Source organism: Listeria welshimeri serovar 6b str. SLCC5334 (assembly GCF_000060285.1).
Classification (GTDB): Bacteria; Bacillota; Bacilli; order Lactobacillales; family Listeriaceae; genus Listeria; species Listeria welshimeri.
On sequence record NC_008555.1, the window covers coordinates 1,402,258 to 1,418,355 of the forward strand.

At 37.0% G+C, this 16,098-nt stretch carries 13 protein-coding genes; 12 read left to right on the top strand and 1 reads right to left on the bottom strand.

Annotation, left to right across the window (positions count from 1 at the left end):
* Positions 1-54: 54 nt before the first annotated feature.
* The 12 genes from pgsA to pflA all read left to right on the top strand — a co-directional run bounded on the left by pgsA (position 55) and on the right by pflA (position 15,501).
* Positions 55-633 (top strand): CDP-diacylglycerol--glycerol-3-phosphate 3-phosphatidyltransferase, encoded by a 579-nt coding sequence (gene pgsA, locus LWE_RS07115; protein ID WP_011702208.1) that lies wholly within the window; start codon positions 55-57, stop codon positions 631-633.
* A gap of 67 nt (positions 634-700) precedes the next feature.
* Complete coding sequence (locus LWE_RS07120) at positions 701-1,948, top strand: competence/damage-inducible protein A (protein WP_011702209.1); 1,248 nt, start codon at positions 701-703, stop codon at positions 1,946-1,948.
* A 270-nt stretch (positions 1,949-2,218) separates the two neighbouring features.
* The gene (gene recA, locus LWE_RS07125) at positions 2,219-3,265 is read left to right on the top strand and encodes a recombinase RecA (RefSeq protein WP_011702210.1); all 1,047 of its coding nucleotides are present in this window, start codon (positions 2,219-2,221) and stop codon (positions 3,263-3,265) included.
* Positions 3,266-3,567: 302 nt separating this feature from the next.
* Positions 3,568-5,130 carry a ribonuclease Y gene (rny, locus tag LWE_RS07130; protein WP_011702211.1) on the top strand — a complete coding sequence of 521 codons (1,563 nt, stop codon included), beginning with the start codon at positions 3,568-3,570 and terminating at the stop codon, positions 5,128-5,130.
* A 115-nt stretch (positions 5,131-5,245) separates the two neighbouring features.
* Positions 5,246-5,743: a GNAT family N-acetyltransferase gene (locus tag LWE_RS07135; protein WP_011702212.1), complete on the top strand. Its 498-nt coding sequence runs from the start codon at positions 5,246-5,248 to the stop codon at positions 5,741-5,743.
* Between the two features lie 4 nt (positions 5,744-5,747).
* Complete coding sequence (locus LWE_RS07140; RefSeq protein WP_011702213.1) at positions 5,748-6,551, top strand: TIGR00282 family metallophosphoesterase; 804 nt, start codon at positions 5,748-5,750, stop codon at positions 6,549-6,551.
* Positions 6,552-6,567: 16 nt separating this feature from the next.
* Entirely contained in the window at positions 6,568-6,930 is a 363-nt protein-coding gene (locus tag LWE_RS07145; RefSeq protein WP_011702214.1) for a YlbF/YmcA family competence regulator, read from the top strand.
* Between the two features lie 109 nt (positions 6,931-7,039).
* The gene (mutS, locus tag LWE_RS07150) at positions 7,040-9,622 is read left to right on the top strand and encodes a DNA mismatch repair protein MutS (protein ID WP_011702215.1); all 2,583 of its coding nucleotides are present in this window, start codon (positions 7,040-7,042) and stop codon (positions 9,620-9,622) included.
* Between the two features lie 21 nt (positions 9,623-9,643).
* Complete coding sequence (mutL, locus tag LWE_RS07155) at positions 9,644-11,455, top strand: DNA mismatch repair endonuclease MutL (RefSeq protein ID WP_011702216.1); 1,812 nt, start codon at positions 9,644-9,646, stop codon at positions 11,453-11,455.
* A gap of 16 nt (positions 11,456-11,471) precedes the next feature.
* On the top strand, positions 11,472-12,020 hold the full coding sequence (locus LWE_RS07160; RefSeq protein WP_011702217.1) for a glycerol-3-phosphate responsive antiterminator: 549 nt from the start codon (positions 11,472-11,474) through the stop codon (positions 12,018-12,020).
* Between the two features lie 426 nt (positions 12,021-12,446).
* Positions 12,447-14,678, top strand: a complete 2,232-nt coding sequence (gene pflB, locus LWE_RS07165; RefSeq protein ID WP_011702218.1) for a formate C-acetyltransferase — start codon at positions 12,447-12,449, stop codon at positions 14,676-14,678.
* Between the two features lie 76 nt (positions 14,679-14,754).
* Entirely contained in the window at positions 14,755-15,501 is a 747-nt protein-coding gene (gene pflA / locus LWE_RS07170) for a pyruvate formate-lyase-activating protein (RefSeq protein WP_011702219.1), read from the top strand.
* A 34-nt stretch (positions 15,502-15,535) separates the two neighbouring features.
* Here the strand turns inward: pflA and LWE_RS07175 are convergent, their stop codons facing one another.
* Positions 15,536-16,066, bottom strand: coding sequence for a helix-turn-helix transcriptional regulator (locus LWE_RS07175; protein ID WP_011702220.1), 531 nt, complete (start codon positions 16,064-16,066; stop codon positions 15,536-15,538).
* Positions 16,067-16,098: the final 32 nt, after the last annotated feature.

The window sequence follows — 16,098 nt, forward strand, 5'->3', positions numbered from 1 at the left end:
GCCAACATTTTTTATAATTACATACGTTTTAAATGTAAAAAAGGAGAGAAAAAAATGAACTTACCTAATAAATTGACGGTTATTCGAATTTTCATGATACCAATTTTTGTCATTCTTTGTGTAGTACCTTTTGATTGGGGAAGCGTAAGTTGGCTTGATTCGACTATTTCGGTCACAAGCTTAGTTGCAACAATTATATTTATTGTCGCTGCTTTGACAGACTGGTTCGATGGATATTTAGCACGTAAATATAATTTAATTACCAATTTTGGTAAATTCGCAGATCCAATGGCAGATAAGCTTTTAGTGGCAGCTGCTTTCATAATTTTGGTTGAAATGCACATTGCTCCATCATGGGTAGTTATTTTAATTATCAGTCGTGAGCTTGCTGTAACTGGTCTTCGCTTATTGCTAGTAGAAGGTGGAGAAGTTTTAGCAGCTGGTCAACTTGGTAAAATTAAAACATTCACACAAATGATTGCTATCCCGCTCATGTTACTTAATAATTTCCCATTTGCTTGGACAGGCATTCGTGTAGATTTAATTTTCCTATATGTATGTGCATTCTTTGCAGTATGGTCGGGAATAGACTATTTCTACAAAAATCGTGGTGTATTCAAAGGATCCATGTAATAAATAAAAAAGCATACCATCGTGTGCTTTTTTCTATACAAAAAAATCGAATGGGAGATGAATCAAAATGGCAAGTGCAGAGATTATTGCAGTGGGAACAGAATTATTACTAGGACAAATCGTGAACTCTAATGCAGCATTTATTTCACAAGAATTAGCTGCTGATGGGATTTACGTTTATCATCACACCGTTGTTGGTGATAATCCTGAACGTTTAAAAGAAGTAATAAAAATTGCAGAAAATCGTAGTGATATTTTAATATTTACAGGTGGACTTGGACCAACAGAAGATGATATTACAAAACAAATCTTAGCTGATCATTTAAACAAAAGGTTAGTAGAAGACGAGTTTCATATGAATAAAATTACGGAATATTTCACATCAAGAAGTAGAAAAATGACGGAAAATAACAAATTACAAGCCGTTATTATTGAGGATTCAGTTGTACTAAATAACGACTATGGCTTCGCAGCTGGTATGTATTTAAAAGCAAATAAGCATACATATATTTTATTGCCTGGTCCCCCGTCTGAAATGAAGCCAATGTTTACTAGCTATGCTAATCCGCTTCTTGTAAGTGAAAATGGCGAAAAAATTATTTTAGAATCTAAAATAATGCGATTTTTCGGTATAGGTGAGTCTCAATTGGCTGCAGATTTAAATGATTTAATTCTTAATCAAGTAAATCCAACACTTGCAACATATGCAGGCGACAATGAGGTTGTAGTTCGTATCACTGCTACAGCTAGTACAAAAGAAAAAGCAGCTGCATTAGTAAAGGATATGGAAGAAGAGATTTTACGCCGTGATGGTACTTTCTTATACGGCTATGGAGAAGTTTCCTTGCCAGAACATGTAACGGCAATGTTATTAGAAAGAAAAATGACGATAGCTGCTGCTGAAAGTTTTACAGCTGGATTATTCCAAGCTGAAATTGCTCGTTTTCCTGGTATATCAAGTATATTTAAAGGCGGAATGGTAACTTATAGTGAAGAAGTTAAGCAATCAATGTTGCAAGTCCCAGCTGAAGTTATAGAAGAGCATGGTGTTGTAAGTTCGGAATGTGCCAAAGTAATGGCGGAAAATGTAAGACGCCTTTGTGACACGGATATTGGTATTAGTTTTACTGGTGTAGCTGGTCCAGATAGTCTGGAAGGTCACCCAGCAGGCACAATTTGGATTGGCTTAAGTGTCAAAGGGAATGAATCTGAAGCATTTCAGTATGTGTATGGTCGTGATAGAAACCATAATCGACGTAGAGCAGTAAAACAAGGATTTCAACTAATTAAGCATTTTTTAGAAACGAATAAGTGAATTCCACCTAAAGAAAAAACAATTATTTTCAAGAAAAAGTAAATATTAAGCATAAAAAAGTATTAGACGAACCCTTTGAATCCCGCTATAATAAAGGAGAAAGCAGCCGGTGCTTACACAAAATAAAAAATACGAATAAATGTTCGCTTTTTGCTTGCTTCTCACTCTGAAATGCGTTATAGTAATTCTAGGAAAAACATTCTGACTGTTTTTTTGAGAGAGAAGAAGTAAAGAAACAGCTATTAGGATATTTATGAAGGAGGCAACAACGTGAACGATCGTCAAGCGGCATTAGACCAAGCATTAAAACAAATTGAAAAACAATTCGGTAAAGGTTCCATCATGAAATTAGGGGAACATTCAGACCAAAATATATCTACTATTTCCAGTGGCTCATTAGCATTAGATATTGCTTTAGGAGTCGGCGGATATCCTCGAGGACGTATCATTGAAGTTTATGGACCAGAAAGTTCTGGTAAAACAACCGTTGCACTACATGCGATTGCTGAGGTTCAAGCACAAGGTGGCACAGCAGCATTTATTGATGCCGAACATGCTCTAGACCCAGCATATGCGAAAAACTTAGGTGTTAACATTGATGAATTACTATTATCTCAACCTGATACAGGAGAACAAGCTTTAGAAATCGCAGAAGCATTAGTAAGAAGTGGTGCAGTCGATATGTTGGTTATTGACTCTGTAGCCGCATTAGTACCTCGCGCAGAAATTGAAGGCGAAATGGGTGATGCGCATGTTGGTTTACAAGCGCGTTTAATGTCTCAAGCTCTACGTAAACTTTCCGGAGCTATCAATAAATCCAAAACAATTGCTATTTTCATTAACCAAATCCGTGAAAAAGTTGGTGTTATGTTTGGTAACCCTGAAATAACTCCTGGTGGGCGCGCACTTAAGTTCTATTCCACTGTTCGTCTAGAAGTAAGACGTGCGGAACAACTTAAACAAGGTACAGATGTAATGGGTAACAAAACCAAAATCAAAGTTGTAAAAAATAAGGTAGCTCCCCCATTCCGTATTGCGGAAGTAGATATCATGTACGGAGAAGGTATTTCACGCGAAGGTGAACTTGTTGATATGGCTGCAGAAGTAGACGTAATCAATAAGAGTGGTTCTTGGTATTCATACAAAGAAGAACGTATCGGTCAAGGCCGTGAAAATGCAAAACAATATTTGAAAGAACATACAGACATCCGTGATGAAATTTCACAACGTGTTCGTGAAGAATATGAAATTGATGGAGCGAACAAAGAACCTCTTGAAGAAACAGAAGAGACTTTAAGTTTGCTAGATGACGAATAATTGATACCAAATACGCAGTAGGAATTTTACTTCCTACTGCGTATTTTTTATTATTTTAAAAAAACTACGGAAAATAAGCTGACATTTCATTCCTTTTCTTGACATTGTATGCTTTGACCTATAAAATTAAGTTGTATATTTTATATTGCTGGGAGACAAGGGGGATGTTTTTCCTTTGAAAATCGGCTTCAACCGAATGGGGAGATTAGCGCTCGGTTGTTGATGAAAAATACGCATGTGCCAGATAATTCTGGCCACCGACATAACAATAACGAAAATTGAATAGCAAAGGAGGTGTAAGGATGACAATCGCAATCACGATCATCTCCAGTTTGCTTTTCTTAATCGTCGGTCTAGTTGTTGGTTCTCTAATTTTTAAATCTAGTACAGAGAAAAAACTGGCTGCTGCAAGGGGGACTGCTGAATTAATTGTAGAAGATGCCAAGAAAGAAGCAGAAACTACAAAAAAAGAAGCATTGCTTGAAGCGAAGGAAGAGAATCATAGGTTACGTACTGAAATCGAAAATGAACTTCGTGGGCGAAGAACAGAGACACAGAAAGCAGAAAATCGCTTATTGCAAAGGGAGGAAAACCTCGACCGTAAAGATACTTCTTTAAGTAAACGAGAAGCTACACTTGAAAGAAAAGAGGAGAGTATCAGTAAACGTCAACAACAAATTGAAGAGAAAGAAAGCAAACTAGCTGAGATGATTCAAGCGGAGCAGACAGAACTTGAAAGAATTTCTGCGCTCAGCAAAGAAGAAGCGAAATCTATCATCCTTAACCAGGTAGAAGATGAATTAACACATGATACTGCAATCATGGTCAAAGAAACAGAAAACCGGGCCAAGGAAGAGTCGGATAAAAAAGCAAAGAATATTCTCTCACTAGCTATCCAGCGTTGTGCAGCTGATCATGTGGCAGAAACAACAGTATCTGTTGTTACCTTACCAAATGATGAGATGAAAGGACGAATTATCGGACGTGAAGGCCGTAATATTCGTACGCTAGAAACGCTTACAGGGATTGACTTGATAATTGATGATACACCGGAAGCAGTTATTCTTTCCGGATTTGATCCAATTCGACGTGAAATCGCTAGAATCGCCTTAGAAAAACTTGTTCAAGATGGACGAATCCATCCTGCTCGAATTGAAGAAATGGTGGACAAAGCCCGTAAAGAGGTTGATGAACACATTCGTGAAGTCGGGGAACAAGCAACATTTGAAGTTGGAATTCACTCCATCCATCCTGATTTGATAAAAATTCTTGGCCGCTTGCGTTATCGTACTAGTTACGGACAAAACGTTCTTAACCACTCACTCGAAGTTTCGAAACTTGCTGGTATTTTGGCAGGAGAGCTTGGCGAAGACGTTACGCTTGCTAAACGGGCCGGACTACTTCATGACATTGGTAAAGCAATTGACCATGAAATTGAAGGAAGTCACGTTGAAATCGGCGTGGAACTTGCTACTAAATACAAAGAAAATGATGTGGTAATCAACAGTATTGCTTCCCATCATGGAGATACAGAAGCTACTTCTGTTATCGCAGTATTGGTTGCAGCAGCGGATGCACTTTCTGCTGCAAGACCAGGAGCTCGTAGTGAAACGCTTGAAAATTACATTCGTCGTTTAGAAAAATTAGAAGAAATTTCTGAGTCTTATGATGGTGTAGAAAAATCTTATGCAATCCAAGCAGGGCGTGAAGTACGTATCATCGTTGAACCAGATACAATTGATGATCTTTCTTCTTACCGACTTGCTCGCGACATAAGAAAACGAATTGAAGAGGAATTAGATTACCCTGGTCATATCAAAGTGACTGTAATTCGTGAAACAAGAGCAGTAGAATACGCTAAATAGTAATATAAAGGTACATCGCGAATTTATTTTGCGGTGTATCTTTTTTTAATCGTTTGCCTAGCTTGAATAAGAACGGTATAATTATAAGATAAACAAAATAAGGGAGGCGAAGTTTTTGAGTGATTGGAAAATTTTGCCAATGTCAAAAGAACACTATGCTGGTGTTGCGGCAGTTCACCAAGAAGGTATAGATACAGGAAATGCAACTTTTCAAGAAAAGGTACTCACGTTTGAATCATGGGACGCGAAGTATTTAAAAACTTGTCGACTAGTTGTCCTACTGAATGAGCAAGTGATTGGCTGGGCAGCACTACTACCATTTTCAAGTATGTATGCTTATCGCGGGGTAGCAGAGTTAAGCATTTATATAGCAAAAAGTGCTCGTGGAAAAGGTGTTGGAAAAGCATTAATGCAAGAAATTATTCAAGCAAGTGAAGAAAATGGCTTTTGGACATTACAATCCTTGATTTTCCCAGAGAATAAAGCTAGTATTTCACTTCATCATACATATGGTTTTCAAACTTTATGCATTCACGAAAAATTGGGTGAAATAAATGGGGATTTTCGTGATGTCGCCTTATTAGAACGAAGAAGTAATAGAAACGGAGAGTAACAAAATGAAAATACTATTTATCGGTGATGTGGTCGGTTCTATCGGTCGCGATGCCATAACAGAATATTTACCACAATTAAAGAAAAAATATAAACCCACAGTCACAATTATTAATGGAGAAAATGCTGCAAGCGGACGTGGAATTACAGAAAAAATTTATAAAGATTTTCTGGAACTTGGGGCAAATGCAGTAACACTTGGCAACCATACATGGGATAATCGTGATATTTTTGAATTTATCGATGAAGCTAAATATTTAGTACGCCCAGCCAACTTCCCAGACGATACGACACCAGGAACAGGTATGGTTTTTGTAAAAAGTAATCAACATGAAATTGCTGTTATTAACATGCAAGGCCGTACTTTTTTAGCGGATTTAGATGACCCTTTCCGCAAAATGGATACTTTGATAGAAGAAGCAAAAAAACGAACTCATATTATTTTTGTGGATTTTCATGCGGAAACAACGAGTGAAAAAGAAGCAATGGGTTGGTATTTAGACGGACGTGTAACAGCTGTCGTCGGCACACACACACATGTGCAAACGTCTGATAATCGTATTCTTCCAGAAGGAACAGCTTATTTGACGGATACTGGAATGACAGGTCCTTATGATGCTATTCTTGGAATGGAAAAAGAAGCAGTTATTCGCCGTTTTAAAACAGCCTTACCAACAAGATTTGAAGTACCTAAAACTGGCCGAGCAGTCCTATCTGGCTGTCTGATAACGTTAGACGAAAACACTGGAAAAGCGCAAAAAATTGACCGAATTCTCATCAATGAAGACCACCCATTTTCCTTTGATTAAGAATGGAGATGAAATTGTGACCGTTTCAAAAGAAGAAATTATGAAAAAAGCGACAGAACTTCGTGATGCACTTCAACAGACAGAAGAAGTATCATTTTACCGGCTAGCTGAGGAGAGAATAAACGCTAATTCCAAAGTAGCTGCGAAAGTTTCTAAAATAAAATCACTTCAAAAAGAAGCAGTGAATTTAGAACATTATCAAAAAATTGAAGCAATGAAACAAACGGAGAGTCAAATTGATAATGTTCGTGCGGATATTGATTCACTCCCAATTGTAACGGAATTCAGACGCGCCCAAGAAGACGCCAATGATCTATTACAGTCCATTACAACGGAGATTACAACAAAAGTAACTACTGAACTTGAAAAAGAAAATTAACCATTTAAAACTGCTGAAACACTAGCAGTTTTTTTCTTTTGAAGTCGCGGGGAAATGGAAATTTATGCTATAATGAAAGGATGAAAATGAAGTAAGGGATGATGAGATAATGACAGAATATACACCAATGATTAAGCAATACTTGGAAATCAAAGATAAATATCAAGATGCTTTCTTATTTTTCCGTTTAGGAGATTTTTATGAAATGTTTTTTGAGGATGCACTCAATGCTTCTCAAATTTTAGAAATTACATTAACAGGTCGTGAAGGTGGAACAAAAGAAAAAATACCAATGTGCGGCGTTCCTTATCATTCGGCGAGTGGTTATATTGACACGTTAATTGAAAAAGGATATAAAGTAGCCATTTGTGAGCAAGTAGAGGATCCTAAAACGACCAAAGGCATGGTGAAGCGTGAAGTAGTGCAATTAATTTCACCTGGAACTGTCATGGATGAACGTGGCTTAAAAGCGAAAGAAAATAACTATATCGCCTCGCTTTATTGCTACGAAGGAAAAGAATATGGTTTTGCTTATTCTGATTTATCTACAGGTGAATTAAAATCAACCGTTATTGAAGCTAGTGAAGATCGTTTAATTAACGAACTAACAACACTTTCGACAAGAGAATTAATTGTTTCGGAATCAGAAAAAACAGTGCTTTCAGATGTGATGAAGGAGCAACTTGGCTTAACTTTTTCCGTGCATGAAGAGGATACAATTCCTTCTGAAAACGAAAAATTAGTTACTCGTCATATGTCCCTATCAGAAAAACGGGCCATTGGTAAATTACTGCATTATTTAAAAGAAACTCAAAAGCGGGATTTAGGACATTTACAACAAGCTGTACATTATGAAACTAGTAACTATATGAAAATGGATTATTATTCCAAACGCAATTTAGAACTAGCGGAGTCCATTCGTGGAAAAGGACGTCAAGGTACACTATTATGGCTATTAGATAATACACAAACAGCTATGGGTGGAAGGATGCTTAAACAATGGATTGATCGTCCTTTAATAGACCGCAAGAAAATCATCGAACGTCAAAACGATGTTAGCGAATTAATGGCAAACTTTTTTGAGCGCCTAGAATTAGTAGAAAACTTGAAAAATGTCTATGACTTAGAACGCCTTGCTGGTCGAGTCGCATACGGTAATGTGAATGCCCGTGATTTAATTCAACTGCGGAATTCGTTATACCAAATTCCGCGTATTCGAGCGACTTTATTATCAATGAATAGTAAGAGCTTGACTGAACTAGCTAACCAATTGGATCCATGCGAACAATTGACGGAAAAATTGGAAGAAGCCATTATGGATTCTGCACCAATTTCGATTCGTGAAGGCGGGATTATAAAGGATGGCTATAATAGCCAATTAGATACGTATCGTGATGCAAGCCGCAATGGAAAAACATGGATTGCGGAATTAGAACGTAAAGAACGTGAACTAACGGGCATTAAAACGATGAAGGTAGGCTTTAATCGGGTATTTGGATACTATATTGAAGTTACCCGAGCAAACACGCATTTGCTCCCAGAAGGCCGCTATGAACGCAAGCAGACCCTAACAAATGCAGAACGTTATATTACTCCTGAACTAAAAGAAAAAGAAAAGCTCATTTTAGATGCAGAAGAAAAAAGTATGGAATTAGAATATCTATTATTTACTGAAGTACGCGAAATGGTAAAAGACTACATAGAGCGCCTACAAAAATTAGCAAAATCTGTCAGCGAAATTGATTGTTTGCAAAGTTTTGCGGATATTAGTGAGAAAAATCATTTCATTCGTCCGACATTAAGTGAAGATGGGTCACTACATGTAAAGCAAGGCCGTCACCCGGTAGTGGAAAAAGTAATGGGAGCGCAGAGCTATGTAGCTAATGACTGTGACTTGGATGAAAATCGTGAAATTCTTCTTATTACCGGCCCCAATATGTCAGGTAAAAGTACGTATATGCGCCAAGTAGCTCTAACTGCAATTTGTGCTCAAGTAGGATGCTTTGTTCCTGCTGAAGAAGCAACTTTACCAATTTTCGATCAAATTTTTACTAGAATTGGAGCAGCGGATGATTTAATTGCTGGACAAAGTACTTTCATGGTAGAGATGTTAGAAGCTCGAAACGCCATTGTCCATGCAACGAAAGATAGTTTAATATTATTTGATGAAATCGGTCGTGGAACTGCAACTTATGATGGTATGGCGCTTGCCCAAGCAATTATCGAGTATATCCATGAAAACGTCCATGCTAAAACTCTATTTTCCACCCATTACCATGAACTAACAGACCTTGAAAAAGAACTACGTGGTCTACAAAATATACATGTTAGCGCAGTGGAAGAAAACGGAAAAGTAGTCTTTCTTCATAAAATTAAAGAAGGACCAGCTGATAAAAGTTATGGTATTCATGTCGCTGAGTTAGCCGAATTACCGAAGTCTTTGATTGAGCGTGCAAGCCGTATTTTAGAACAATTAGAAAATGAGAACAAAAAAATAATTATTACTAATGAGAAACAACCAGAAGAAATTCATGAAGAAGTGCAATTATCCATGTTCCCAGTGGAACCGGAGAAAAAAACATCTTCTAAAGAAACAAAACTAATAAAAGAAATTGCATCGATGAATATTATGCAAATGACACCCATGGACGCAATGAACAAGCTATACGAGCTTCAAAGCAAAATCCATTAAAAGAGAAAGGCGGGTTTTTGAATGGCTAAACATATTGTTGAATTAACCGATGCTTTATCCAATAAAATAGCGGCGGGAGAAGTTGTAGAAAGACCTGCTTCTGTTGTTAAAGAATTAGTAGAAAATGCCATTGACGCAGGGAGCACCGTTATCGATATTTTGGTGGAAGAAGCGGGATTAAATAAAATTACAATTATTGATAACGGTAGTGGTATTGAAGAAGAAGATGTTGCAACCGCATTTCTACGCCACGCCACAAGTAAAATCAAAAATGAAGCAGATTTATTCCGTGTGCATACACTAGGTTTCCGCGGTGAAGCTTTACCTAGTATAGCTTCGGTTTCCCATTTATCCATGGAAACCTCTACTGGCGAAACAAAGGGAACGACTATTTCCCTTGAGGGCGGAAAAATCATGGAGCAAAAAAGCGGCCATGCCAGAAAAGGAACGCAAATCGAAGTTTCGCAACTATTCTTTAATACACCAGCTCGATTAAAATACTTAAAAAGTTTACCAACGGAACTTGGAAATATTACCGACATTTTAAATCGACTTGCCTTAGCACATCCGGATATTAGTTTCCGCTTTTCGCATAACGGAAAACCTTTACTACAAACAAATGGTAATGGTGATTTGCGACAAGTCATTGCAGCTATTTATGGCGTTTCAATTGCTCGGAAATCAATTCCAGTGAAAGCAGAGTCACTCGATTTTAACATTTCAGGATACGCTGTGTTGCCAGAAGTGAATCGTTCTAATCGTAACTATATCTCGACCATTATTAATGGCCGCTTTATCAAAAATTTTGCATTAGTTAAAGCAATTCAAGAAGGATATCACACACTTCTACCTATTGGGCGTTTTCCAATTATCGTTTTACAAATTGAAATGGATCCAATTATTGTAGATGTCAATGTTCATCCTGCAAAATTAGAAGTTCGTTTGAGTAAAGAAAAAGAACTTGGCCAGCTCATTAGTCAAATGATTAAAGAGGCTTTTCATCAATTGCAATTAATACCAGATGGAGAAGTTTCGAAAAAACAAAAAGAGCAACAAAAATCTGAACAAATTCAGATGTCATTTGAAGAAAATAAGCTACCAAAAGAAACACCAACACTTTTCTCCAAACCGAATGTCCCAGAATATGTTCCTTCTGATGAAGATACATCTCGAGAAGACGATTTTATTTTAGAAACACTGCCTACTTATGATTCAAAAATTCAACCTGAACAAGCAGAAGAGCCAAAAGAACGGATTCCTAAAATGTATCCAATTGGTCAAATGCATGCAACCTATATCTTTGCTCAAAACGAAAATGGTTTGTATATTATTGACCAACATGCCGCACAGGAACGGATTAAATATGAATTTTATCGGGAGAAAATTGGCGAAGTAAGCCGCGAACTGCAAGAATTACTAGTACCAATCGTCTTAGAATTCCCAACAGATGAATATGTTCGTTTGGAAGAACAAAAAACAAAATTAGAAGAAGTTGGTGTTTTTCTTGAAAACTTCGGACAAAATAGCTTTATTATCCGTGCACATCCAACTTGGTTTCCAAAAAATCAAGAAGAGGAAATGTTGCGGGAAATTATCGATGAAGCACTTTCGGCGCCGAGTATCAGCATTCATAAGTTAAGAGAAGATACAGCGATTATGATGAGTTGCAAAAAATCAATTAAAGCAAATCACTATTTGACTATGCAAGATATGGAAGCTTTGCTTGATACACTGAGAGAAGCAAGCGATCCATTCACATGTCCCCATGGTCGTCCTGTTATTATTCAATATTCGACTTACGAACTGGAAAAAATGTTTAAACGCGTAATGTAAAAGAGGAGGAATATCATTGGAGTTACCATTCTCTGGTCAACCGATCATCCCAGCAGCGCACAATCAAAAAGATATGGAAAAAATATTAGAACTAGATTTAACTTACATGGTTATGTTGGAAACACACGTCGCGCAACTTAAATCTTTAGTCAAGTACGCGCAAGCTGCCGGTAAGAAAGTGCTCTTACATGCTGATTTAGTCAATGGTTTAAAAAATGATGACTATGCTATTGATTTTTTATGTAAGGAAATTCATCCAGATGGTATTATTTCGACAAGAGGTAATGCCATTATGAAGGCAAAACAACATAAAATGCTTGCCATCCAACGTTTATTTATGATTGATTCTAGTGCATATAACAAAGGCGTAGCTCTGATTCAAAAAGTTCAACCAGATTGCATTGAACTTTTACCTGGAATTATTCCAGAACAAGTACAAAAAATGACCCAAAAGCTGCATATTCCTGTTATTGCTGGTGGATTGATTGAAACACAAGAACAAATCGATCAAGTAATCGCAAGCGGAGCAGTTGCTGTAACCACATCGAATAAGCATTTATGGTAGAAGCTTAAGCTAAATCGTTTATATAAAACGTTTTAGCTTTTTTTATGAAAAACAATGAAAACGCTATATAACTCGTGCAACCCTTGCGCTTCAAAGTGTTAAGCGTTTTCTAGCTGTTCTATAGGAATTTTCTACTTTCAAACTGTACCATAACAGAAAGGGTGGTCTTAAGTAATACAGCAAAAAAATAAAACTTAAAATTAAAACAAAATTAGAATGATAACAAACTAAAAAAACAGCATAAACGCCTAATTCATGCTATTTTAAGTATAAAAGTCACAGAAAGTTCATAAAAAAGTTTGAAAAACATTGCACAAAACTGTAGCATTTTTTGTAGAATATGTTATGATAACAGTGTAGTTTATTTATAAATTAGTTTGCTCAAAAAAGCACGCTCGAGATTGAACAATAAATGGAGGTTATATGATGACTGAACAATGGTATGAATTCGCAGGTGGTAACTGGCAACAAGAAGTAGATGTACGTGACTTTATCTTAAAAAACTATCGCTTATATGACGGTGACGACACATTCTTAGTTGGCCCAACCGAAGCAACAACAAAACTTTGGGATCAAGTAATGGACTTAACTAAACAAGAACGTGAAAACGGTGGCGTACTGGATATGGATACCAAAATCGTTTCAACCATTACTTCACATGACCCAGGTTACTTAAACAAAGACTTAGAAAAAGTTGTCGGTGTTCAAACTGACGTACCGTTCAAACGCGCTTTACAACCATTTGGTGGAATCCGTATGGCAGAAGTAGCAGCTGAATCTTATGGTTTTAAAGTTGATGAAGAAATTAGTCATATTTTTTCTGAATACCGCAAAACGCATAACCAAGGTGTATTTGATGCTTATACAGCTGAAATGCGCGCAGCTCGTAAATCTGGCGTAATCACTGGTCTTCCAGATGCATATGGCCGTGGCCGTATTATTGGTGACTACCGTCGTGTAGCACTTTATGGAGTAGATTTCTTAATTAAACAAAAGAAACAAGATTTAAACAATACAGGTTTACGCACAATGAGTGATGACGTTATCCGTCAACGTGAAGAACTAAACGAACAAATCCGTGCTCTTGGCGAACTAAAAGTGCTAGGTGAAAAACATGGTTTCGATCTTTCTCGCCCTGCTAAAACTGCACAAGAAGCTTTCCAATGGTTGTACCTTGGTTACTTAGCTGCAATTAAAGAACAAAATGGTGCTGCAATGAGTTTAGGTCGTACATCTACATTCCTTGATATTTATGTAGAACGTGATCTTCGCAATGGCTTAATCACTGAAGAAGAAGCGCAAGAAATTGTTGATCACTTCATCATGAAATTACGTCTTGTGAAATTTGCTCGTACACCGGATTATAATGAATTATTCTCTGGAGATCCTACTTGGGTTACTGAATCCATTGGTGGTATTACGGAAGAAGGCGTTCCACTAGTAACGAAAAACTCCTTCCGTTTCTTACACACATTAGATAACTTAGGACCAGCTCCAGAACCAAACTTAACTGTACTTTGGTCTACTCAATTACCGTCTGGTTTCAAAAAATTCTGTGCTAAAATGTCTATCAAAACATCTGCTATTCAATATGAAAATGACGATGTTATGCGCCCTAAATGGGGTGACGATTACGCAATCGCTTGTTGTGTCTCTGCAATGCGTGTTGGTAAACAAATGCAATTCTTTGGTGCTCGTGCTAACCTTGCTAAAACACTTCTTTATGCAATCAATGGTGGTATTGACGAAAAATCTAAAGCACAAGTTGGACCAGCTTACCGTCCAGTAGAAGGCGATGTATTAGATTACAAAGAAGTTATGGAAAAATATGATGCAATGATGGAATGGATTGCTGAACTTTACCTAAATACACTAAACGTAATTCACTATATGCACGATAAATATGCGTACGAACGTATCGAAATGGCTTTACACGATACAGAAGTATTACGTACAATGGCAACTGGTATCGCTGGACTTTCTGTTGCAGCTGACTCCTTATCTGCTATTAAATATGCTACTGTTCGTCCAATTCGTGACGAAGACGGTATCGTCGTTGATTATGAAATCGAAGGCGACTATCCTAAATACGGAAACAATGATGACCGTGTTGATGAAATCGCAGTAGAGCTTCTAAAAACATTCATGACAAAAGTTAGAAAACATAAAACTTACCGTGATGCAGTTCATACAACTTCTGTTCTTACAATCACTTCTAACGTGGTTTATGGTAAGAAAACTGGTAACACACCAGACGGACGTCGTGCAGGTGAACCATTTGCACCAGGTGCGAACCCAATGCATGGCCGTGATACAAAAGGTGCTTTAGCTTCATTATCATCAGTTGCTAAACTTCCTTACGAATATGGTCAAGACGGTATTTCTAACACATTCTCTATCGTACCTAAAGCATTAGGTCGCGAAGACGAATCTCAAATCAATAATTTAGTGGCAATGCTCGATGGTTATTCTACAAAAATGGGACATCATTTAAACATCAACGTATTTAATCGTGATACATTACTTGATGCGATGGATCACCCAGAAGAATACCCTCAATTAACTATCCGTGTTTCCGGATATGCAGTGAACTTCATTAAATTAACTCGTGAACAACAATTAGATGTTATTCACCGTACAATGCACGAATCTATGTAATTATAGGCGAGAACGCTTCAACAAGGATTGCTCACCAGTAGCAATCCTTGTTATTTAGGAAAGGAAGAGGAGAATTATGACAGAGGTTTTAGGAAGAGTTCATTCAGTAGAAACAATGGGAACAGTAGACGGTCCAGGTATCCGTTTTATCGTTTTTATGCAGGGGTGTTTGCTTCGTTGCCAATTTTGTCATAATCCCGATACTTGGAAAATTGGTACTGGCACAGAACGTTCTGCGCAAAATGTATTCAACGAAGCGATTAAATATAAAGAGTTTTGGGATGCATCAGGTGGTGGTGTTACAGTTAGTGGTGGTGAACCTTTACTTCAAGTAGATTTCCTAATTGAGTTTTTCACGCTATGTAAAAAAGCAGGTGTCCATACAACAATCGACTCTTGTGGTGGTTGTTTCACACGTGATCCTGAGTTTATCGAGAAATTGGACCGATTGATGGAAGTAACAGATTTAATTTTACTTGATATTAAACAAATTAACCCAGAAAAACATTTAAAACTGACTACAAAATCTAATGCACCAATTATTGATTTTGCTCACTATTTGCGTGATAAAGAGCAACCGATTTGGATTAGACATGTACTAATTCCAACTAAAACCGATGATCCTGAAGATTTAACAAAGCTTCATGAATTCATTCAAACACTTCCAAATGTAAAACAAGTGGATGTACTTCCATACCATACAATGGGAGTTTATAAATGGAAAGAAATGGGCATTCGTTATCCTTTAGAAGGTATCGAAGCACCAGAAGAAGAAGTGGTAGCTTTGGCTAATAAGATTTTAGAAACAAGTAGTTATAAATAGTAAAAACCGGCGAATCCTAAATTCGCCGGTTTTTTTATAGTATTTTATACATTTCTTCGCACCATCTTAGTTCTGTTTGAATCAAATCTAATCGTCTTGCATACACTTGATAAGACATGTTTTTTAACTTGTCTTGTTTGGTTTTTAAATCAAATAATTTGGCAAAGTGGTCAAGCGTTTCTTCAATTAATCCTAATTGTTCTTTTAAGTAGCGCTCTCTTTCTTGAATAAGTCCTTTAGTTCTAGTGTTATTTAGCCAATCTAATTGTATTTTCGTTGTAAATTCATCTCGGGTTACAGGTATTTTAAGTGGAGTTTCTGACCATTCAAGCAAAGAATCTAAACCAGATTGAGTGATAGTATAGACTTTTTTATCAGGCTTTTTATTTTGGGAATGTTTATGTACAACCAACAAACCTGCTTTTTCTAGCTTAGATAAAGAAGGGTAGATTTGGCTGTGATGTGTATTTTGCATAATTCGAAGCCGATTTGCTAACTCATAACCACTTGATGCTTCACGAGCAATCATTTGTAATAAAGTATATTCTAGTACATTTGGGATCATACAACAGCACCTCTAAATTTCTATTTAACCTT